The following is a 20,094-nucleotide window of genomic DNA, read 5'->3' on the forward strand; positions in this document are numbered from 1 at the left end:
CCTATGGATAAGCTTCTGGACGCCCGCCTGGAGCACGGCGGCGCCCTGTTTCCGCCCCCGGCGGAACGGGGAACGATCGGGTCCACGGCGTTACTGCCCGCAGACTAGGCGTCGAATTCGCCGCGCCAGGCGAAGTCCAGCAGTGCATCCGGCAGATAGCCGGACTCGACCTCGATCGGAATGCCTTCGGCCTTTGCCAGGCACGCCACCGCCAGCGGAGCGATGGCCACGACGCCTTCGATATTCTGGGTGCGGTCCTCGTCGGCCGTCCAGTACTCCTTGTGCCAGCGCAGAGCGTCGTTCAGGGCTTGGTTGAAACCCGCCGCGTCGTTACGCAGGTAGCGGTAGAACATCATGATCGGGGGGTACTTCAGCTTTCCCATGGTCTCGGCGTCGAGGATGCGAGCTGACTCTGGAGCGCTCAGGTCCACCGCCTTCACCAGGTGCTGGCTGACATCGTCCCGCCGCAGCCAGAAGCTCTGAAGGGTAGCCACCCAGGAGTAGACGTACTCGTCCAACACGCCACCGCAGTCACGCAGCAGCGACATGGGCACTCGTGCCAGCATGTCGAGGCGGGCTGTCTCCCGGCAGATCAGCGCCAGGCAGAATGCGTTGATCCACGTCCCCGCATTGAGGTAGAGCTGCGGACCGGTAGCGGTGAGCTCTCGTTCCTCCTGGCGGATCTTGCAGGTCACCGTCTCCTGATCGGTGGACGCGGCCGCGAAGACCGCAGAGTGCACCTGCATAGTCAGCAGCCAGGACTCCCAGGTCTCCACCATCACCGCGTCCGGGTCGCCGACACAGCGGATGCGCGCCACGTTCAAGGATGTCGTCAGCGACGCGCTCCTGGTGCCGTGCGAGGACTCGATGGTCTGCAGCGAACTGGCCAGGGATTTCTCCATGACGGGAAGGACCGTCTCCATCGCAGCCGTCGGATAGCTCTGTCGGGACACGCTCGTAGCCACAATCTCCCCTGTCAAATTCAGATCTTGAAGTATTCGAGGACCGCGCCGTTATCCCGGAAATTGATCGCCTCGGCGCAGGCCGTTCCGGCTCTCAGCATGCCCTTGTTCCTCCCCCTCGGGGCTCGGCGCCCCGTCCGGCACATCCTGTCAGCGCTCGTGCGAGTTCCGTTTCGTCAGAACGGCGGGTCTTCGGCGCAGCCGCCTGTCCCGTTGCCCGCCCACCACAGATCGTGATCCTCCATGCGGGTGCGTAGTTCACGGGCAGCGGTGTCGTTCGCGTTTTCCAGGGTGTTGGTGTCGTGGCCCCATGCATTCAGCGCGTCCAGTGCGCGGTCGCGTTTGTATCTGTCTGTGCTGGTGCTGAGAAGGCGGCGGGCGTGGTCAGCCAACTCATTCTGGTGCTCGGTGAGGGCGTGGTGCTCTGCGAGGGGGATGGCCGCGACGAGGGCCGCGTCGCGCACCTTCGCGTCGTCGTTGGTAAGGAACGGTTGAACGGCGAAGTAGATCACTGGGCGCAGGTCCCGGAAAGCCCGCATGTCGGGGCAACGGTCGAGGAAGCCATCATCGAAATGGCGTTCGCCTATGGCGACGGTCTCGTCGTCAGCGTCGTAGGCGGTGTAGCCGAGCCAGTCCAGTAGCCTCTCGCGGGTGGGGTGGCGCGGCTGGAGGTCCGCCTCGTGGGCGTGTTCACCTGCGGCGGTGGCCGGGTGGTTCAGGATGGCCGCCACATAAAGAGCTACGGGCACGGTGGCTTCGTAGATGCTGTTCTGGTGGGTCACTTCGTTGAGAGCGTCATTGGCGGCGGCCGCCCTCACGGCCGGATCGAGGTCGAGGAGACGGGTAAGCGCGGCCGGCAGGGACTCGCCGGTCCCGTACGGAGTGGCGAGCGACGCCCAGTCTGTCCCGTCCAAGAGCTCCTGAAAGTGGGGGAGCTCGGGGTGAGGATTGATCTCCGCTATTCGGCTTCCTCTGTTGGTCACCGGCCGAGGCTATAGCGCTGCGCGTGATCGTACATAGAGAGGCCCAGCGCCGCTCGTTGCCGGGCCGGGTGCACTCTCGCGCTTCTTCCGCACGGTTTAGCGAGGGCGCCTGTCGGTGAAGACTTGTTCGGCGTCGGCTTCGATGACGTCGCGCAGGTCCTCGTCGTCGTCCGGGGCGTCCAGGCCGATCGCGATGAGGACGTGCCGGTAGTGCTGGTAGGCGAAGTGCGGGTCGCCCGCTGCCAGCAGGGATGACAGGAGCGGCTCGTTGTCTGCTGTGGATCGGTCGACCTGGACCAGGACCTGGACGCGTTCGCTGTTGTTCAGGGAGGGCAGCGCGGAGCCGAGCTGGTGCTCCAGTCGGCTCCAGCTGGTCGATGTCCGTTCCCTGGCTGCCTTCTTCAGGGCTCCCCGGACAGCCGCCGCAGCGCTTACGAGTTGCGTCGGCAGCGTGACAGGGGCTGTGGTGGTGCCCGGTTGCGATGGCGGCCGTGTGGCCGGGAACGGAACCGTGGGAGCGGCCGGCGCCTCTGTGGGGACTGCGACCTTCTCTGTCCACTCATTCACTTTTTCCTGCTCACCCGCGGACAGGATGTCTCCGGCATCCTTCGCCGCGACCACGAGCTCCTCAACAAGCTCCTGCCGTTGTGTTGTGGACAGCGCCTCACGGCGTAGGCGGCCGGTGATGCTCTGAACCCGTCCTCGCGCCCTGTTGCGCGTTTTGCGATCCAGGGCCGGCGCCTCGGTCTCGTTTTCCCGCTCCTGATCCTCTGCCTCGCGGCGCAGCCGCCGCTCCTCGCGCGCTGCCGCTCGGCGTGCTGTGCGCTCCTCCTCGGCTGCGGCACGGCGGGCTTCCTCCCTCCGGTCCTCTGCCGCACGCCGTTCTCTGGCCGCACGCCGTTCCCGGGCAGCACGACGAAGTGCTTCCTCGAGGAACGCCTCGGCTGCCTGGAGAATTGCGGCCTCCTGTGGTGTGGCCGCGGCATCGCTCAGGAGAAGCTTCTTGACCAGGGGAATCAGCGTTGAGACGTTGCGGTCGTGTCCATACCCAACGGCTTCGTCCAGTCGGTCGAAGAGCCGTCGGCGGGCCCGGTCCTGCTGGCGGATCCAGTCGTTCGCGTGGTCGATCGCGCGTTGCAGGTGTTCGAGGGCCTGGCCCTCGCAGCGAGGTAACTGGAGCCGTGCTGTGTCCCGCAGCTGGCGGGCGGCGTCGGTCTCCTTCTTCTGTACGGCGTGGTAAATGAGCCGGGTCAGGGCGCCGATCTGCACCCGCCCCTCTGCCTGCTCAGAACGCGGCTGCGGTACGGGAGCCTGTGGCTTGGCGGCGCGTGTGGCCTCCCAGCGCGTGACTACGGGGGTGATGAGCCGGCCGTGCTCGTCGACGGTGCAATCCGTCAGCTCGAAGTCCCAGTCGGTGCCCACATACGGCAGCTCGGTGCCGAGGATCATGACCCGCTGGTTGCCCTCGCTGACGAACTTGACCCGGTGGACGTAGCCCCGGCGCGCCAGCGTGCGGTGATCGATGGGGACCCCGGGACCCAGAATGATGTCGCCTGCCTTCAGGGCGTCCCATTCGGGCGGCGTGGTGGGGTCCATGTGCAGCAGCAGCGTGTGCCCCTCCAGTTCGATCTCCACGAGGGAGCCGACCGGGGTGTCGTCCTGGTCGATGTAGCGGTAGCGCGGGGTGCGCCCTTGACCGCGCAGCCAATTCTGGGTGGCTGTCCGTACGTAGAGGTGGTCCGCGCTTGCCACGCCCCGGGAGCGACGCCCGCATTCGGGCAGCAGCCCGTCAGGGTCGGGGAAGTGAGCGAAGTGGCTGACACGGACATTGCCCCGCCGCGTCAGGAGCTGCCCTCCGCACCCGCCCAGCAGGACCCCGCACCAGAACGTTGTCCCGTCGAACTCCACACGGAACTCGTCGAGCTCATCGGCCTCCGTCGGGCAGACCACCGGATCATCGGACGCGGGATCATCCAGAACAGCCGTCTGGATCTGCCGGTTGTCAATGCCCATCGCCAGCCCCCTCGCCAGCACAGCCCACCTCGCCCGCCCACGCGAGAGCTCCCCGACGGACGCGGGAAGAGGCAGATCACGATCAGATGCTCAGCCTATCGAGCGTCACGGAGAGTCGCGCTGAAACTCGATAAGCGTAGTCAACGCGACGGACCCTCTCCCGTCGCTGGCTGCCGGTCTTCTGAGCCCGAAGGCGCAAGTTCAGGGCCACTGAGGGGTGGATTGTCAGTGGAGTCCTCTACCGTGTGCAATCACCTAGCCACAGCGAGTCGTTTGGGGGGTGTTCTTGTGCGGACCGAGGTGTTGAAGGCGTTCCGGTTCGCTCTGGACCCCACGCCGGCTCAGGAGCAGCAGTTGCTGCGATGGGCGGGGAATGCGCGGCTGGCGTTCAACTACGCCCTAGCTGCCAAGCGGCGTTCCCACGAGGAGTGGCGAGCCGAAGTCGCTGCACTGGTGGAGGCCGGGGAGCCGGAGGCGGAGGCCCGGAAGAGGGTCCGTGTTCCCATTCCGAGCAAGCCGTCGGTGTACAAGGCGTTCGTCGCTGAGCGCGGCGACACCCGGGCCGGCCTCGAAGGGGTCTGCCCGTGGTGGCACGAAGTCAACACGTACGTGTTCCAGTCGGGTTTCCTGGACGCTGACACGGCGTGGAAGAACTGGCTGACCTCGTTCAAGGGCACCCGGGCCGGGCGCCGCGTGGGCTACCCACGCTTCAAGAAGCGCGGCCGCGCACGCGACAGCTTCCGCCTCCACCACAACGTGAACAAGCCCGGCATCCGACTGGCCACCTACCGGCGCCTACGCCTCCCAACATTCGGCGAGGTCCGCCTCCACGAGTCCGCGAAACGCCTCCAGCGCCTTATCGGCAAGGGTGAGGCCGTCGTGCAGTCGGTGACTGTCTCCCGAGGCGGACACCGTTGGTACGCATCCGTCCTGTGCAAAGTCGCCGTGAGCGTTCCTGACCAGCCGAGCAAGGCGCAAAGGGCCCGCGGCACCGTCGGCGTCGATCTCGGCGTCAAGGTCTTGGCCGGACTCTCCCGCCCCCTTATCGACGACGAGCCAGCCTCCATGCTCGTCCCCAACTCGCGTCCCCTGCGGACCGCCGGCCGGCGCCTGGCCAAGGCACAGAAGGCGCTGTCGCGAACCAAGAAGGGATCCGCGCGGCGGGACAAGGCCAGACGCCGCGTCGGACGTCTCCACCACGAAGTCGCACTCCGCCGCAACAGCGCACTGCACCTCCTGACCAAGCAGCTCACCAGCCGCTTCGCCACGGTCGCTATCGAAGACCTGCACGTCTCCGGCATGACACGTTCCGCCCGCGGCACCCAGGAGCGCCCTGGTAAGAACGTCCGGCAGAAGACGGGACTGAACCGGGCCATCCTCGACTCGGCCCCCGGTGAGCTGCGACGGCAGCTCACCTACAAAGCTTCCTGGTACGGCTCCCAACTCGCGGTCCTCGACCGCTGGTGGCCCTCCAGCAAGACCTGCTCGGCATGCGGCTGGCAAAACCCACGCCAGACCCTCGCCGACCGGGTATTCACCTGCGACACCTGCGGCCTCTCCATGGACCGGGACCTCAACGCAGCCCGCAACATCGAACGCCACGCCGTCGCACCCTCCGCTCCACACGTCGCCCCCGGTACAGGGGAGACGAAAAACGCCCGTGGAGTCTCTGTCAGACTCCCGGCCCCTCGGGGCCGGAAGCAGGAGACAGTGAAACGGGAAGACACCAGTCCTCCGGGAATGGTGCCACCTCGGCAGAGCAATCTGCCGACATCCCCCAACCCGCGTCAAGAACAGGCAAAGCTGTTCTGAATTGCAGGTCGGAAAGCTCCGGCCCGGCGCGCAAGGGATGACCGCCCCCTACCAGCCAGTAGACCAGCGGGAGTTGCTCCGGCCCGGGCGCGCAGGGGATGACCGACGCCGAAGGCTTCGGTGCACGTTTTCCGGTGCTCCGGCCCGGGCGCGCAGGGGCTGACCGCGTGGGAATTCCGTCGGCCGCAACGACCCGGCCTCCGGCCCGGGGCGCGCAGGGGATGACCGTGCAGCGCGAAGCGCTCGGGTGCCCGGTACACCCATGGCCCGGGCGTGCAGGGGATGACCGGATGAGCTCAGTCCGGCAGCTGGTCCAAGCTCCTGGTTCAGGCCGTGATGGTGGGGTTTGCGCCATCCTTCGTCAAGATCCAGCAGGCCTGTCCGGCTGTCGCGATACTCGTTCCGCCCGCTTCCGGAAAGCCGGGGGAGGGCTCGGAGCGAGGGGGGCCGGTGGACGAAGCGCGTACGGAACACGAGGTGCACCAGGAGCACCAGAAGCTGGAACGTGCTCTGGCCGATCAGCACGCCCGTACCGGCGTCCAGGACCACGACGGGGGCGTTCCGGACGAGGCGTTCGACATCCTGATGGAACGCGCGCAAGCCCTGATGGCGTACGAGCAGAAGATGCCGGCCCTGCTTGCCGAACCACAACGCCTGCGCAGCCAGAAGGTCATCCTCTGGTCCTGGCGGGCCCAGAGCGCGGTGGCGATCGCCCTGATCGTAGTCTTCCACCTGCTGGGATACTCGGACGGGTGGTACGCCCTGGTCGTGCCGCACCTGGTGGGCACTCTCTGCGGCTGGCGGCTCGAAGCGACCGTGAAGAACCACCTCGCCCGCCGTAACGCGTCCATCGCTCTGCACGCGGTGGGGGCGCTGCTCGTCCTGGTCGTCCTGGGCGTCTTGTCGCCCTGGTTCATCGTCGCCTTCCTGATCGGCTGGGCCGTTGTGGGCACAGCGGTCGCGGACGGACAGGGGGCGGGGAAGTGAGCGACGCTTTGGACTCCCAGTTCCGGGACACCGAGCGGCGGGTCCGCGATACCGACCGGCGAGTGAGCGACCTCGACAGCCGGCTGGACGATCTGGAGGGCGAGCACGAGCGGTTGAAGTCCCGGTTCGGCTATACCGAGGACCTGGACCACGAGCTGCGTTCCCTTCGCGACGACATCTCCGGCCTGGAGACCACGACTGAGGAAGTCGACGGCCGGGCCGACGAGCTCGATGACCGCGTCAAGGCCGCGGAGCGGACGGTGAAGAGGCTTACCCAGCACGTGCGGCTGCTGGAAGGCCAGATCATGGCCGCCGGGAACGTCCCTGCCGCGGACCTGGACACCTACACCAAGGACCAGCACGCCCTGGCCGCCACGATGGAGTCCGGCTGGGACGCCGCTGACGCCCTCCTCACCAGCACCCTCCGCACCCACCACAAGAACCGGGTGCAACGCTTCCACGACGCCCAGGCCCGGCACCAGGCCACCCGGGAGGAAGCCGTCGCCCTGGTCGGCACGCTGCTCTCCACCCCCTACACCACCCAGCCCCATGCCAAGGCCGCCACCGAGCTGCGCTCTGTCATCGTGCGCGAGGTGACCGAGCGGCAGGGCCTGGCCCGGCAGGCTTCCGAGGCACGCATGTCTACTGGGGCACTCGCCGCGGACCGGGCGGCCACCGCTGACAAACAGCCGGCCATTGCCGCCGGCCGGCGCGCGGAACAACGCCTCACGCTGGCGCTACGCAGCAAACTGGCTGACGCCGTCAGCAACCGCCTGCTCCTGCCCGCGTGGTTCGCCACCGTCCTCGGTTCGGCCCCACCAGCACGAGACACCGAACGCTGGCTCGAGTGCGCGACCCGCGTCCTGCTCTACCGCCTCACCTACCACGTCGACGACAAGGTCCTCGCCCTCGGTCCCTGCCCCGATCCCGAAGACGAACACCAATATCGGTGGTGGGAGGAACTGACCACCGAGCTCCGCCCCTGGTAATCGCACTCCAGCAGATGCCTACGCCGGGGTGGGGCAGCCAGAGTCGGGTCGACTCCCACCCCGCTGGGCCAGCTGCGTCAGCTTGTGCCTTCTTCACAGCAACTGTCGAAGCAAACGGGGCTTTCGACAGCCGCTGCGGAGTTGCGTGGTACGCGGACCATGACTTCCGATGCGGCACCGATCTCACCGCGCCATTTGTTCGTGACGAAACCGAGGCGTCGGTAGAAGTCGTGGAGTCGGTCCGGATCCGCGCCGAAATTTCCGCTCGGATTGAGCGTCATCCCTACTCCACGCATGTCGGCTGCGGAGGTGAGGTGCTCCATGACGCGCGTGCCGAGCCCGCTGCCTTGCAGCTGCTTGGGAAGGACGATCAAGAACAGCAGAAGATACCCACGATCCATCCTGAGGCTGACATGTACACCCGGGTAGGTGGCCCGCACTTCCTGGGCCAGGGCATCGGCCCACGCGCTCTGCTCCTGGTCAGTGGCCGCTTGATTGAGCTCGCGCAGCGACTGGTCAAGCCAGGCCTTGTAGCAGGGATTTCCTGTGTCCGCTGGGCGCAGAGCAGGCCCGGCGCCGTGTCCGGTTCGTCTGCCACCTGCCGCCGGACGGTCGGTACGTTCGACGGGGGCAGAGGCACTGGCCGCCTGCGGACGAGGGATCTCGGGAGCTGTACCGCTGGTGCAAGGCGCGGCTCCATCGTCGTCGATGTCCCACAGCGCGTTCCCCAGGGAGTACAGGGCGACCATCCCGGCGTAGATGAACATCCCCCAGCCGAAGATCAGCATGAAGACGTTGGTATTGACGCGCGGGGCACTGTAGGCGACGCCCTGCATGGTGGTGAACAGCCATGGGAACCACGCGGAGCGGACGAAGCCCGGGTCGGCGTACCAACCGCGGCCCCGGCGCCACGTGAGCCGAAGCTCAGTTGTTGTCACCTGCAGAGCCGGTTGAGCTGATGAATAGGACCGGTCGAAGCAGCCTGGTTGTCACCAATGAGGCACGCGACTTGTCACAAACGCTCATTCAGCAGCCTTTCTGTCACCAGTAGCGAGACCGAAAGCCCGTGACTGTCTGGGACGGTTCCATAAGGCCATGGCGGGGAGACGCGCTGGGCTGGAGACCACGTGCTCTGGGACCAGGCTTTCAAAAAGCCCCGCCACGCTGCTTGCGGATCATGATCTGTAACCTGCGGCCGGGCGATGGGCTGAGACACAGTGATCTGCTTCGGCGGTCTGTCCGCACTCGGAAGGAACCACATCTCAGGTCCAGGTGGGCACGTGCCCTCCGGCGTAGCGGGCGCCGAAGCCGCCGTGAGGCAGGAGCTCGTCGATGGTCTTGAGGTCGGTGTCGGTGAGGGTGAGGTCGGCGGCGGCGGTGTTTTCCTCGATGCGCTTTGGGCTGCGGGTGCCGGGGATGGGCACGATGTGCTCGCCCCGGGTCAGAAGCCAGGCCAGTGCGAGCTGGGAGACGGTGGCGCCCCTGGCCGCCGCGAGTTCGGCGAGCCGGTCGACGGCTTCGACGTTCTTCTCGAAGTTGCCCGGCTGCCAGCGCGGGTCGACATTGCGTATGTCGCTGCCTTCGTACTGGCCGGCGGGCTTGGCGGTGCCGGTGATGAACCCGCGGCCGAGGGGGGAGTAGGCGACGAAGCCGATGCCGAGTTCGTCCAGGGTGGGGAAGAGCTGCTCGGTGTCCCGTTCGAACAGGGAGTACTCGGTCTGCAGGACGGAGACCGGCTGCACGGCGTGCGCCTTGCGGATCGTCTCGGGTCCGGCCTCGCTGAGGCCGAAGTACTTCACCTTGCCCGCGTCGATCAGTTCCTTGACGGTGCCCGCGACCTCCTCGATGGGCACTTCGGGGTCGACGCGGTGCTGGTAGAAGACGCCGAGGTGATCCACGCCGAGGTAGCGCAGGCTGTTGTCGGCGACCTTGCGGATGTTGTCGGGCCGGCTGTTGAGAGGGCCGCCGATCTGCTCCGGGGGCACGGACATGTCGACCCCGAACTTGGTGGCCAGGACCACGTCGTCGCGGAAGTCCTTGACTGCCTTGCCGACCAGGATCTCGTTGGATCCGGTGCCCCAGCCGTACATCTCGGCGGTGTCGAAGAAGGTGACGCCCAGGTCGTGGGCGCGGCGGAGGGCGGCGACGCCGGCCTCCGCGTCGGTGGGTCCATAAGCCATGGTCAGGCCCATCGCGCCGTAGCCGATCGCCGCGACCTCAAGGCCTTGGCTTCCCAGTGTCCGGTGCTGCATGACGCACTCCTCTGAAAGAAGTCTGGAAGGTAGATTTCTAGCGACCCGCTGGGTCAGTGCGCTGCGGCGGCCAGTCCGGCGCGGTGGATGCGGGTGTGCTCGGCGACGCGCCGGCCGAGGTGGCGGGCGGTGTTCAGGTCCGCGTCGTGGACTGCGGGGGTGTCGTTGAAGCTCTGCGCGCCGGCACCGAGGTAGAAGCCGAGGCGGTTGTCGTCCTGGGGGCTGGAGGTGGTGGTGTTCCAGCCCGGCAGAAGGTTCAGGCTCACCCAGAGCATTCCGTGCTGGGCCGCCAGGAGCGAGAGGTACTGCAGGGTGTGCAGCTTGTCGCCGCTCATGGAGCCGGAGTTGGTGAATCCCGCCGCGAGCTTGTCGCTCCAGGCGCGGGTCATCCACCGCTTGCTGCTGGCCTCGGCGAAGGCGTGGAACGCCCCGGACGCGGTGCCCATGTAGGTGGGGGTGCCGAAGATGATGGCGTCCGCGGCGTCCATCAGTTCCCAGTCAGAGTCGCTGAGGGAGGCGACGTCCACGGGCTGGACCTGTGTCCCGGCGATGGAGCGCGCGCCGTCCGCGACGGCTGTGGCGATCTGCGCGGTGTGGCCGTAGCCGGAATGCGACGCGATGACGATCGAGATGTCGGACATGGGTATTCCTCTCCTGCCGCGATGGCGGCGTGTTCGGTGGTGGTCCGGCGGACGACGCGTTGCCCGCTGCGGCGGTCGGCCGCACGGCTCCACGAGTGAGGGCCGACGGCACCGGCCGGGGTGCGGCGCATTGCCCAGATGCCGCGGGCCAAGGCCGACCGCATCAGCGTGGATCGTCGTTCCGGTTGCAACCGTATCACCGATAAGGCGGCGATACGCAAAATCGGATATCGTTGTTCCATGAACGAGGAACGACGCGCCGCGCGGCGCCAGGTGCTGCAGGTGGCCGCCAAGCTTTTGGAAGAGGGCGGCAGCGAGGCGGTCTCCACCCGCGCTGTCTCCGCAGCCGCAGGCATCACCGCCCCCGCGCTGTACCGGATGTTCGACGACAAGGACGGACTCCTGGCCGAGCTGGCCGCCTACGGGTTCGAGACGTACCTGGCCGAGAAACGCGAAGCACTGGCGCTGACCCCCGACGACCCTGTGGCCGACCTCTACCGCGGCTGGGACCTGCACGTCGACTTCGGAGTGCGGCACCCCGCGTTCTACATGCTCATGTACGGCACAGTGCAGCCCGGGCGGCGACCCCCGGCCGCGGACGAGGCACACGCCCTGCTGGTCACACTGCTGGGCCGGGCGGCCGAGGCCGGACGCCTTCGGGTTCCGGTGAAGCAGGCGACCCGCGTCATCCACGCTGCGACAACGGGCGCCACGCTGGCACTGATCGGCGAAGAGCCCTCGGAACGGGACCTGACCACGTCCGCACGACTGCGGGACACCGTCATCGCCTCGATCACCACGGACCCGCCCGCCTCATCCGGGTCAGACCTGGCCTCGCGCGCACTCGCCCTCGACGCCGCACTGGAAACCGCGCTCACCACCAAACCCGCCGCTGCCGACGCGGGGTTGACCCTGCGAGACACCGAGACGGCGCTGCTCCGCGAATGGCTTCAGCAGCTGGCAGCCTGAACCGGACCGCCTGCTCCGCAGGGGTGGGCGTTCAATCACGGAGGTCGGCTGCAAGGCCCTCCAGCAGTCGGCTGCCCTTCGCCACGAGCCAGATCATCCAGCCGTACGCACCTCACGGCCTACGTCGCCATAAGGGCTTGCAGTCCGGCCGGTGACAACAAGCCTGCCTATGTGACAACTATCGCGCTTCGGCTCACCACGCCAGCAGCGGGGCGGACGCGAAGCTGATGCCGGCCAGGCAGTACATGAAGGCGAAGAAGTCGTTGGCGATGAACCGGTGGCCGTTGGCAATCCCGAGGTAGGCGACCCCGGGCAGGAAGAGCGCGACCGGCACCCCGAAACCCAGTACTTCGCCGCGGTCTCGGATCTTCGCCACACTCTCCCCCTGCTGTCCGACGTTTCACCTGGCACCGTACCGGTCGCACCCAGCCAGATCCGCCGATCGGCAGGAAGGGCCAGGACGCCAGGGCTGACTACTCGCGGCACGCGGGGGCCCGGGATGGGCATGTGCCGGGTGACCTGCGGGGTGCCGCTGACGTCGGCGGTGACCGTGTGCCGAAGGGCGTCGTCGGCGGCGGCGTCGAAGGCATTGGAGTTGGTCGGCTGGCGGGGCGGTTCAGGCCTGGTCACCCCAGGCCGTCAGTGCGTTTTCCAGATCCTGGAGTGTCTGCTCCTTGGGGGTGTCGTACTTCTTCTCCAAGATCATGATGCTGGTCCCGCAGTAAGTGGCGAGCTCGAGGAGCAGCGTCAGGAAGTCGCCCTGGTCGCGGGCGAAGGTGCGGCCCAGAAGCTCGGCACCCTCGTCGGCCGGACCCTCCAGCATGCTGCGGACAACCTGGACGACTGGGGCCGGCTCGTCGTGGCCGTGCTCGCGGGCGGTGCGGTCCATCGCGTCGAGGAGTTCGGCAGGACTCTGCCCGTTGCGGGCGGCGAGCTCGGCTGTCAGCCCGAGCGCGGCCATGGAGGTGCCGGCGGCCAGCTGGGTCAGGCGGTCTATGCCTTCGGCGTCAGCGTCCGCGTGGGCGGCGGCCGCGACCAGACGGCCGGTGGGTAGTTCGATCGGCGACCGGGCGTCGGTGCGATGGCTGGCGGGATCCAGGGCGGCGCGCAGGAGCTCCATGACGGGCTCGTGAATGGCGGTGGTCATAACGCCATGCTGCCCATGTCAGCCCTGACGCGCGCCGTTCTTGAAGAAGTAAGTCGACGGAGAGGCGGAGGAAAGGCGCTGAAGCCGGCCGGTCCCGTTCATCCCGGCATTCTCGTCCCCGAATTTCGTTATCCCTGGGGGAGGAGCGGGAGAACGCCCGGAAGGCTGGCCGGATGACCGAGGGCGGACCGCGGGGCGAGCGGGGCAGATATCTGACCCGCTTCGGCGATGTGCGGGACGTGTGCCGCTCGATCGCGTTGCCGAGAACCAAGCCGCGCATGCTGCCAATCCAACCGGTGGCGTTCCTGAGCCGCATCGCGATGGCTGGGTACGGCAGCCGGCGAAGCATCAGGGCCTCAGCAGTCCGCCCACCCACCAGTCGTGCGGCTTACCATCGTTGGCGATGCTGCGATTGCGCAGTGTCCCTTCGACGGTGAAGCCAAGTTTCTCGGCGACGGCACGCGAGCCGGTGTTCCCGGCCATGGCCCACCACTCGATGCGGTGCACGTCGAGCGTGGCCCAGCCCCAGTCGCACAGGGCCCGAGCGGCCTCAACCGAGTACCCGCGTCCGCGCTGCTCCTTGACCGCCCAGTAACCGAGCTCCCAGACGCCGCGGCTGACGAGGGTCAGGCAGTACGAGCCAACCAGGGCACCGGTGTCCTTGCGGAAGGCGCCGAGGGTGTAGTCCCTGTCCTCGGCCCACTGAGCGGGCAGCTTCTCGCCGACGAGCTTCTCCGCGTCCGCACGCCGGTACGGCACCGGCACCGGGGTGTAGAACTGGATGTCCTCGTCCTGGCAGGCTTCGTACACCGCATCCACGTCAGCAGGTGTGAAGGCCCGCAGCACCAGACGGTCGGTCTCAAGCGTCACTGGATCCATCGCGGCAGTATGACCAGCCTCAACAGGCGGCGACCATCGAATATCCCAACCGAGCACCGCCCATCACAACACCCCGGGCTGGTCAACGGTCCTCGCACACTCCAGATCGGCCGCCCGCGAGACGAAGCTACTCCCACCGTCGATCGCGGACCGAGCCGTAAGCCCTGTCCGACCAGTTGTACGGTTGACGGAGCGGGCCCGGAGTCAGTTGGGATGACTCCGGGCCCGCTCCGTGGGTGTGGCTGTGGTCAGGCGGCCCAGCCGATGGAGGAGACGTTGCTGTACGCGTCGTACTCGGAGCCGAGGTCCTGGATGATCTCGTCCCAGATGGCGTCCAATTCTTCGACGTCGTCGTCGATCCAGGCGTCGACGGCGCGGTCCCATACGCCTCGGACGTTGATGTTGCGGCTGGCGACGTCGCGCTGGTGCTTGTTCTCGACGCGGGACTGGTCGACGGGGTTGATCTCGACACGGGTGCCGCGGCCGTCGTTGTTGAGCCGGTGCTTGAGGTCGGTGGCCACGTTGCGGCGGCGCAGGTCCCAGTAGGCGGCGTCCAGACGGTTGAGGTTGGCGCCGTTGGGTTTGCGTTCCTCGGCGAGCCAGGCCATGAGCGTTCGGGGTGAGACGTGGATACCTGCGCGGTCCATGGCTTCGTATCCGGCATCGGTCTTGGTGAGGTAGCGCAGGCGGGCGGCCAGGCCGCGGTCGCTGTCTACGGGTGAGGTGATGCCGGTGACCATGTTCTCGATGGCCGCGCCCAGCGCGTCGGCGCCCGGGACCCCGTGGGCGTTGAACATGCCAAGGTCCATCCAGCGGCCGGCCATCAGCGGGAGACCTTGCCGACGGTGTACTCACCGGACGCCTTCGCGTCACCGTGCTTGATCTTCATCTGGGCCACGCCCCGGCCCTCGGGGAAAACCGTACGCCAGTCGCCCGTCAGGTGGAGTTCGTCGGTGCCCATCATGCTGATGACCTCCAGGCCCGCCTGGTGGGCCTTGTATGCCTTGCCCTAGAGGTTGGCGTAGGCCGGGAGTGGATGATGTGCATCCAGTCCGGCCGGACCAGTTCCCTGTTGTGGATCGACTCGCCCATCGTGGAGATGAACTTGCTGTACATCGCCTTGATGTACTCCAGAGTCAGGGTGTCGTCCTCGGCGATGGCGGTCTCCCGCGCGGCGGTGAGGGTCTTGCGCAGGGCGTCGAGGAAGTTCTCCGTCGCCCCGGACGTCCACGACTCATGGATGACCAGGGCGTACTTCGGGCCGGCCAGGCGCTGCAGGAGGCGCAGGGTCGCGTTGGTGACCCACAGGGCGCCGGGCTCGTCGCGTTCGCCGATCGGGTCCGGCAGGTGCGGGTGCTCCCAGGGGGCGGGGGTGATCAGGTGTACTCCGGAGCGCTTGGGCTCGACGCCGTCGGTGCCGGTGCTGTGCTCGAGCTTGCCGATTGGCAGCCACGTCTTGAGGGCGGACAGGTAGGCGGCGTTGACGTCGAGGGCGGTGACCTTGATGTCGCCGGGGGCCTTGAGGGAGTAGCCGGGGTGGTGGAAGCGGGGCCTGGCTTCCCAGATCTGGTCCGGGTCCTTTTTCAACGTCTTTTTCAGGATGTCGGGTAGTGCCGGGTAGGCGGTGTAGTCGTAGCGTCCGGTGGCGCGCGTCTCGGCGAAGAGTGTCATCACGTCAGGGATTGCACGCTTGATGAGGGCCTTGAGCGCTGCGTCCATGTCACCGGCGGCGCGTTCCAGTTCCTCGTGGACGGCGAGGCTGATGAGGCCAGTGGTCTCTTCCTGGGCGCGGGCGGCCGAGCGAGCCCGGCGCTGCGGCCGGGTTGCCACGGGCACCGGGGCCGGCGAGGCGGGAGCTGGGGGAGCGGAGACCGGATCCTCGGCGACGGGCGTAGGAGTGCTGGCAGTCTGGGTGGTGACGGGCTGGCAGAAACCACCGACGTGCAGCTGGCGGCCTGGACTGGTAAGTGGTTTCGACACCGCAGCGGATGCAGGGGCCGGGCGGACCGTGAACGGCCAGCCCGTCCTCGCCCCGCAGCGTTTCAGGGACGGGCACGAACGCTGCCGGTGCCGGCTCCGCCGGTGCTTCCTCGGAGGCCGGGGCCGGATAGATCTCCGCCAGGTCCTTGAGTAGGCGCAGGTACTCAAGGCGAGCCGGGGGCTGCGGATCCGAAGCCCCCTCTTCCCAGTTCGCGATGGTCGAGCGTCCGACGCCGACAGCTGTGGCGACCTGGGCGCGGGAGAGGCTGGCCACCTCACGTAGACGCCGACGCTCGGCAGGGGACGGCATGGACGCCGTCAGGCGAGCTTCCTCCAGCAGTGCTTCAACGGCGCTCAGTCCTTCACTCATGCCTCTATCCAGTGATTGGACGAGCATTGCGCACGTATTGGGCAAGAGGTGGAATGGGATGCAGCATCGGATCGGTGGTTGCCTGGCCTTGTGGCGCTGGCCGGTGGTAGAGGTGCCGCGAAGAGGTATGGGTCCCTGCCTCTGGCACGCGAGTAGAGGGTGACGCACATGAAGATCGCTGGTTTCTTTCATGAGCTGTGGGCGCCGTGCTTTGGGAGGGCAGCAGGCAGGGTGCGGGACTTCACTCGTCCTACCCCCTATGAGGACGCCAAGAAGATCACTGAGTATCTACTGGCTGGCCACGATATTTTCAGCGTGATGGGCTCCTCCGAGGACGTGCTGGGATCCGGGAAAGCGGTACTTGGCGGCGACTCGATCCTCAGCGACAACGAGTGGATCTGGAGGGGCGACCTCTGGTTCTACGTCTGGACATACCACGTACAACTTCCGGAAGAATTCCTCGAACGCGTGAGAGGAGATGACTACCGGCCCCTTGCCGAGAACGAGCCGCAGCTTGTGGAGATCGCTAGGTACGTGCAGGCCAACCTTTGAAGATGGCAGAACGTGCAACACGGTCAGGAGCGGGTGTTTTCGAGGCATTTAGGCCGTCGCTTCGCACACCCGTCGGTCTCCCGAGAACGGCTATCGGCCGTCGACCGGTACCGCGGCGCGCCATCCGGACCGTAGGCCCCGTGATCGTTCCGGCAGTCGACACCGGTCCCGCGGTCAGTGTCGCTTCACTCAATACCTCGAGCCGCCGTAGAGCGGGCCAGCGAACTGGGGCACGAACTCAACGAGTGACCCTCGCAATGCTCGTCGGCCTGCTGAGCAGCGCGGGTCGACGCTCCTGGAACTTCCGGACGGGTGGCGGGGCCCGGGCCCGTCCGCACTCAACGGCATGCCCCAACGAACGATTCAGTATCTGCCGAGGCAACGGCCGCCGCTGATCGGGTCAGATGGGCCGCAGCGCCTGATCAGGCTCTTCGGAAGCAGCCCCGGCGTACTCTGCGAAGTCCGCGTTGCCGAGCACCAGGTCCACATGGACGCCGTGCACTGCGGCGGGCACCACACGTGCCGTCCGGAGCATCCTCCGGACGGCACGTCACACTCACAATAGGGCGAACGTTTCTGATGCGGCACTAGGCAGTCCCTCCCTGGGACGACTCCCCGCTCCAGCGCAGTTCGTGCACTGCCTCCTCGACTTCCCTGCGTACCTCGGGGTGGGGGTGATCGTGGAACCGCTCGATGATCGGCAGTGCCGCCTGGTCGTGAGTTGAGCCGAGGATGCCCAGGACGTAGGTCAAGAGGAGGGGTTCAAGACCATCCGCACCGACGGCGAGCGGTTTCACTACCTGGTAGGGAAGCTCGTAGAGTGTGGCGGCGGTGCAAGCCGCGTGCAGGGAGGACTCCCGCACCGGGTAGCCCTCATCGGAAAGTGCGACCGCGACGAGGCGTTCGACGGTCCGCTCGGCGTCGCTCTGCGTCAGCCGGCCCGTCTCCAGGACATCGCTGATGGCGTCGAGGCAGAAGTGCCGGCGGTCGGTGTCAGGGTCGTTCAACTCCTGCCAGGCCGATTCGATGAACGCCGTCAGGCCCAGGTACTCATCCACGACCCGAGCATACGGAGAGTCTGATGCCGGGGCGCAGGGATAAGTGAGCGATCGGCGATGCGCGTAGGCGTCGCGCGGCGGTTCGCTGTCGCACACCTATGCGACGTGTCCGACGGCCGTGAGAGTGTTACCTGACGTGACACAGGATGTGCAGGAGGGACAGGAGACAGTGGGGGCAGCAAACTGGGGGATCCCGTGCAGCTGACACGCACACACCGCGTGCTCATCGGGGTCGTCGTCGCCGGGGCCGTGCTCATCGCCGCGATCGGTTTCGCGGGCTCGTACGCCGCCGTGCGCGAACTCGCGGAGGAAAAGGGCTTCGGCGAGTTCTCCGTCGTCTTCCCGATCGGCATCGACGCGGGCATCTGCGTCCTGCTCGCGCTGGACCTGCTGCTGACGTGGATGCGCATCCCCTTCCCACTGCTGCGTCAGACCGCCTGGCTGCTGACCGCGGCGACGATCGCCTTCAACGGCGCCGCCGCCTGGCCCGACCCGCTGGGCACCGGCATGCACGCGGTGATCCCCATCCTGTTCGTCGTCGCCGTCGAGGCCGCACGGCACGCGGTCGGCCGGATCGCGGACATCACGGCCGACAAGCACATGGAGGGCGTCCGCCTCACCCGCTGGCTGCTCTCCCCGGTGCCCACCTTCAAGCTGTGGCGCCGGATGAAGCTGTGGGAGCTGCGCAGTTACGAGCAGGTCATCAAGCTCGAACAGGACCGGCTGATCTACCAGGCCCGCCTCCAGGCCCGCTTCGGCCGCAACTGGCGGCGCAAGGCACCCGTCGAGTCGATGATGCCGCTGCGCCTGGCGAAGTACGGCGTCCCGCTCGCCGAGACCGCCCCGGCCGGCCTCGCCGCCGCAGGCATCGGCCCTTCCTCCAGGCACGCCTCCGCACCCCACACCCCGGAACTGGCGGCCTCTGATTCACCTCGTGACCTGCAGCTCACGCAGCGGCGCGGCGCCCCGGAAGCCGCAGAGCCCAGCATGGCCGACGCTTCGCGTCGCCATGCGGAAACGGCAGCTTCTTCGGGACGCCCGACCGGTTCCTTGCGCGGTGTTCCGCTCACCGAGACCGCCTCGGCCGGTTCCGCCGACGGGGGCATCAACCTTCCCCCTGAGTTCGTACTCGCACCCCACGCCCTGGGACTGGCGGCCGCTGATTCACCTCACGACCTGCAACTCGCACAGCAGGACAGTGGCCTAGCGGCCACAGAGCACAGCTGGGTGGCCGACGCTTCGCCTCGAACTGCGCGAGCAGCCCGGTCGGGGAACCCAACCGGCTCCTTCAACGCTTTCGAGCCGGCGCAGCACCGGTCGGTGGCGCTGGCCCCTGAACGCCGGACAGTCCACGCGCTCATCGGCCAGAGGGCCCCCATGCCGGTCGAGGAGCTCACCGCCACCCAGGAGCAAGACCTCGATCCCGGTGCCGTCGACCTCACGAAGGCCCTACCTGACCCCTTGCCTTTCGAAGAGGAAGTCGAGGGAGAAGCAGAGGCCGTGCCGGCTCCGGCGTCAGCCACTGAGGCGGAAGTGGATTCTGCGGCTGAAGCGGAGGGGGGAGCCCCTGTGCTGGATAGCGTTGCGGTCGAACCGCTCACCACCGTGGACCGCTACTACCTCGCCTGGGCTGAGTACCTTCAGCAGCACGGACACGAGCCCCGCGACAGCGCTCTGTCGCAACACCTCGCCGAGCAGGGCATGACCGGACGCGGCGGAGCACCCGTCAGCCCTTCCACCCTGCGCCGCTACCTGCCTCCCTTCCGCATCTATGCCGCGTGGGCCCAGCACCTGGACGACCAGGGCGCAGAGCCGACCCCGGACGAACTCTTCGACGCCCTGGCCGCCCGGGGCATCACCGGTGCTCCGTACACCCCGGAGAAGATCGCCCCGCTGCTGTCGGACTTTTCTCGCCGCCGAGCCGCCTTGGCTGTGGGCGCCCGCTCTACGGCCTGAGCGGCTGGAAGCGGCCTCTACCAGCGCGCGCTGTGCCGGCCGGACTGGTCCCCCGCACGAGTGAGAAGTCGTTGCCGGCCGGTGCCTCGCCCGAGCACGGGCGTTGAGTACGACATGCGAAAGATCATGTGCTTTGCCGCATCTGCGATGGTCCTCAGCTGCTTCGGCCAAGCACCGGCGCACGCCAGCGGTGGCGCCGATGACGGGCCGGTCAGTATTGGGGTCATCGGCGAAGGCCTCAAGGTGAAGGAGGTGCGGGCGATTCTGACCGGGTGGGAGGCCGGTGCCCGGGCCCGGGTCAGCCTCTGGAAGGGCCACACCTACATCCGTCAGGTCCGGGGGTGGAAGTACACCTCCGCCAAGGAGCTCTCGGGGCATAAGTTCGAGGTCACCACCTGGAAGATCAACAAAAGCTTCCCGCACCGCTCCAAGCTCTGCGTTGAGTTCAAGGGTCACGATCGGATGCCCTGCGTCACGATCAAGCGCTGAGCCAACGGGGCAGCCAACGTCGTGGCCGGTTGTACGACTTACCGGCCGCAGGGGT

At 67.4% G+C, this 20,094-nt stretch carries 22 protein-coding genes; 7 read left to right on the forward strand and 15 right to left on the reverse strand.

Annotated features, from left to right (window positions below):
• Window positions 1–104: 104 nt before the first annotated feature.
• The 3 genes from OG379_RS40945 to OG379_RS40955 all read right to left on the reverse strand — a co-directional run bounded on the left by OG379_RS40945 (window position 105) and on the right by OG379_RS40955 (window position 3,958).
• Entirely contained in the window at window positions 105–902 is a 798-nt protein-coding gene (locus OG379_RS40945; RefSeq protein ID WP_405669017.1) for an immunity 49 family protein, read from the reverse strand.
• A gap of 236 nt (window positions 903–1,138) precedes the next feature.
• Entirely contained in the window at window positions 1,139–1,945 is an 807-nt protein-coding gene (locus OG379_RS40950) for a hypothetical protein (protein ID WP_331735485.1), read from the reverse strand.
• Between the two features lie 96 nt (window positions 1,946–2,041).
• Window positions 2,042–3,958 carry a hypothetical protein gene (locus tag OG379_RS40955; RefSeq protein WP_331735486.1) on the reverse strand — a complete coding sequence of 639 codons (1,917 nt, stop codon included), beginning with the start codon at window positions 3,956–3,958 and terminating at the stop codon, window positions 2,042–2,044.
• 288 nt (window positions 3,959–4,246) lie between these two features.
• Between OG379_RS40955 and OG379_RS40960 the strand changes: the two genes are divergently transcribed.
• The 3 genes from OG379_RS40960 (at window position 4,247) to OG379_RS40970 (ending at window position 7,746) form a co-directional block, all read left to right on the forward strand.
• Entirely contained in the window at window positions 4,247–5,770 is a 1,524-nt protein-coding gene (locus tag OG379_RS40960; protein ID WP_405669018.1) for an RNA-guided endonuclease InsQ/TnpB family protein, read from the forward strand.
• Between the two features lie 450 nt (window positions 5,771–6,220).
• On the forward strand, window positions 6,221–6,757 hold the full coding sequence (locus OG379_RS40965; protein WP_405669019.1) for a hypothetical protein: 537 nt from the start codon (window positions 6,221–6,223) through the stop codon (window positions 6,755–6,757).
• Window positions 6,754–7,746, forward strand: coding sequence for a hypothetical protein (locus OG379_RS40970; RefSeq protein WP_331735490.1), 993 nt, complete (start codon window positions 6,754–6,756; stop codon window positions 7,744–7,746). The genes OG379_RS40965 and OG379_RS40970 overlap by 4 nt, the downstream gene beginning before the upstream one ends.
• Before the next feature lie 77 nt (window positions 7,747–7,823).
• On the opposite strand, the gene OG379_RS40975 is transcribed toward OG379_RS40970, so the two are convergent.
• The 3 genes from OG379_RS40975 to OG379_RS40985 form a co-directional block, all read right to left on the reverse strand.
• Entirely contained in the window at window positions 7,824–8,684 is an 861-nt protein-coding gene (locus tag OG379_RS40975; protein WP_331735492.1) for a GNAT family N-acetyltransferase, read from the reverse strand.
• A gap of 324 nt (window positions 8,685–9,008) precedes the next feature.
• Complete coding sequence (locus OG379_RS40980; RefSeq protein WP_331735494.1) at window positions 9,009–9,998, reverse strand: aldo/keto reductase; 990 nt, start codon at window positions 9,996–9,998, stop codon at window positions 9,009–9,011.
• A gap of 53 nt (window positions 9,999–10,051) precedes the next feature.
• Window positions 10,052–10,639: a flavodoxin family protein gene (locus tag OG379_RS40985; protein ID WP_331735496.1), complete on the reverse strand. Its 588-nt coding sequence runs from the start codon at window positions 10,637–10,639 to the stop codon at window positions 10,052–10,054.
• A gap of 240 nt (window positions 10,640–10,879) precedes the next feature.
• Here OG379_RS40985 and OG379_RS40990 point away from each other — a divergent pair, with 240 nt between their 5' ends.
• A complete protein-coding gene (locus OG379_RS40990) occupies window positions 10,880–11,608 on the forward strand; it encodes a TetR/AcrR family transcriptional regulator (RefSeq protein WP_331735498.1) in 729 nt (242 codons plus the stop codon).
• A gap of 193 nt (window positions 11,609–11,801) precedes the next feature.
• Here the strand turns inward: OG379_RS40990 and OG379_RS40995 are convergent, their stop codons facing one another.
• The 7 genes from OG379_RS40995 to OG379_RS41025 all read right to left on the reverse strand — a co-directional run bounded on the left by OG379_RS40995 (window position 11,802) and on the right by OG379_RS41025 (window position 16,176).
• On the reverse strand, window positions 11,802–11,984 hold the full coding sequence (locus OG379_RS40995) for a hypothetical protein (RefSeq protein ID WP_331735500.1): 183 nt from the start codon (window positions 11,982–11,984) through the stop codon (window positions 11,802–11,804).
• A gap of 240 nt (window positions 11,985–12,224) precedes the next feature.
• Complete coding sequence (locus tag OG379_RS41000; RefSeq protein WP_331735502.1) at window positions 12,225–12,755, reverse strand: hypothetical protein; 531 nt, start codon at window positions 12,753–12,755, stop codon at window positions 12,225–12,227.
• A 348-nt stretch (window positions 12,756–13,103) separates the two neighbouring features.
• Window positions 13,104–13,634 (reverse strand): GNAT family N-acetyltransferase, encoded by a 531-nt coding sequence (locus tag OG379_RS41005; protein WP_331735504.1) that lies wholly within the window; start codon window positions 13,632–13,634, stop codon window positions 13,104–13,106.
• Between the two features lie 248 nt (window positions 13,635–13,882).
• The gene (locus OG379_RS41010) at window positions 13,883–14,458 is read right to left on the reverse strand and encodes a transcriptional regulator (protein ID WP_331735506.1); all 576 of its coding nucleotides are present in this window, start codon (window positions 14,456–14,458) and stop codon (window positions 13,883–13,885) included.
• Window positions 14,458–14,598, reverse strand: a complete 141-nt coding sequence (locus OG379_RS41015; RefSeq protein ID WP_405669023.1) for a hypothetical protein — start codon at window positions 14,596–14,598, stop codon at window positions 14,458–14,460. The genes OG379_RS41010 and OG379_RS41015 overlap by 1 nt, the downstream gene beginning before the upstream one ends.
• The gene (locus OG379_RS41020; RefSeq protein WP_405669079.1) at window positions 14,595–15,464 is read right to left on the reverse strand and encodes a hypothetical protein; all 870 of its coding nucleotides are present in this window, start codon (window positions 15,462–15,464) and stop codon (window positions 14,595–14,597) included. The genes OG379_RS41015 and OG379_RS41020 overlap by 4 nt, the downstream gene beginning before the upstream one ends.
• Complete coding sequence (locus OG379_RS41025) at window positions 15,355–16,176, reverse strand: helix-turn-helix domain-containing protein (RefSeq protein ID WP_405669025.1); 822 nt, start codon at window positions 16,174–16,176, stop codon at window positions 15,355–15,357. The genes OG379_RS41020 and OG379_RS41025 overlap by 110 nt, the downstream gene beginning before the upstream one ends.
• On the opposite strand from OG379_RS41025, the gene OG379_RS41030 reads away from it, so the two are divergent.
• A complete protein-coding gene (locus tag OG379_RS41030) occupies window positions 16,153–16,536 on the forward strand; it encodes a hypothetical protein (protein ID WP_331735508.1) in 384 nt (127 codons plus the stop codon). The genes OG379_RS41025 and OG379_RS41030 overlap by 24 nt on opposite strands.
• A gap of 400 nt (window positions 16,537–16,936) precedes the next feature.
• Here the strand turns inward: OG379_RS41030 and OG379_RS41035 are convergent, their stop codons facing one another.
• Both OG379_RS41035 and OG379_RS41040 read right to left on the reverse strand, forming a co-directional pair.
• A complete protein-coding gene (locus tag OG379_RS41035) occupies window positions 16,937–17,071 on the reverse strand; it encodes a DUF6924 domain-containing protein (RefSeq protein ID WP_405669027.1) in 135 nt (44 codons plus the stop codon).
• A gap of 52 nt (window positions 17,072–17,123) precedes the next feature.
• A complete protein-coding gene (locus OG379_RS41040; protein ID WP_331735510.1) occupies window positions 17,124–17,594 on the reverse strand; it encodes a hypothetical protein in 471 nt (156 codons plus the stop codon).
• 195 nt (window positions 17,595–17,789) lie between these two features.
• Between OG379_RS41040 and OG379_RS41045 the strand changes: the two genes are divergently transcribed.
• Window positions 17,790–19,550 carry a DUF2637 domain-containing protein gene (locus OG379_RS41045; RefSeq protein WP_331735512.1) on the forward strand — a complete coding sequence of 587 codons (1,761 nt, stop codon included), beginning with the start codon at window positions 17,790–17,792 and terminating at the stop codon, window positions 19,548–19,550.
• Window positions 19,551–19,664: 114 nt separating this feature from the next.
• Window positions 19,665–20,039, forward strand: coding sequence for a hypothetical protein (locus OG379_RS41050; RefSeq protein ID WP_331735514.1), 375 nt, complete (start codon window positions 19,665–19,667; stop codon window positions 20,037–20,039).
• Window positions 20,040–20,094: the final 55 nt, after the last annotated feature.

The sequence above is a fragment of the Streptomyces sp. NBC_01166 genome (assembly GCF_045039765.1).
GTDB lineage: Bacteria > Actinomycetota > Actinomycetes > Streptomycetales > Streptomycetaceae > Streptomyces.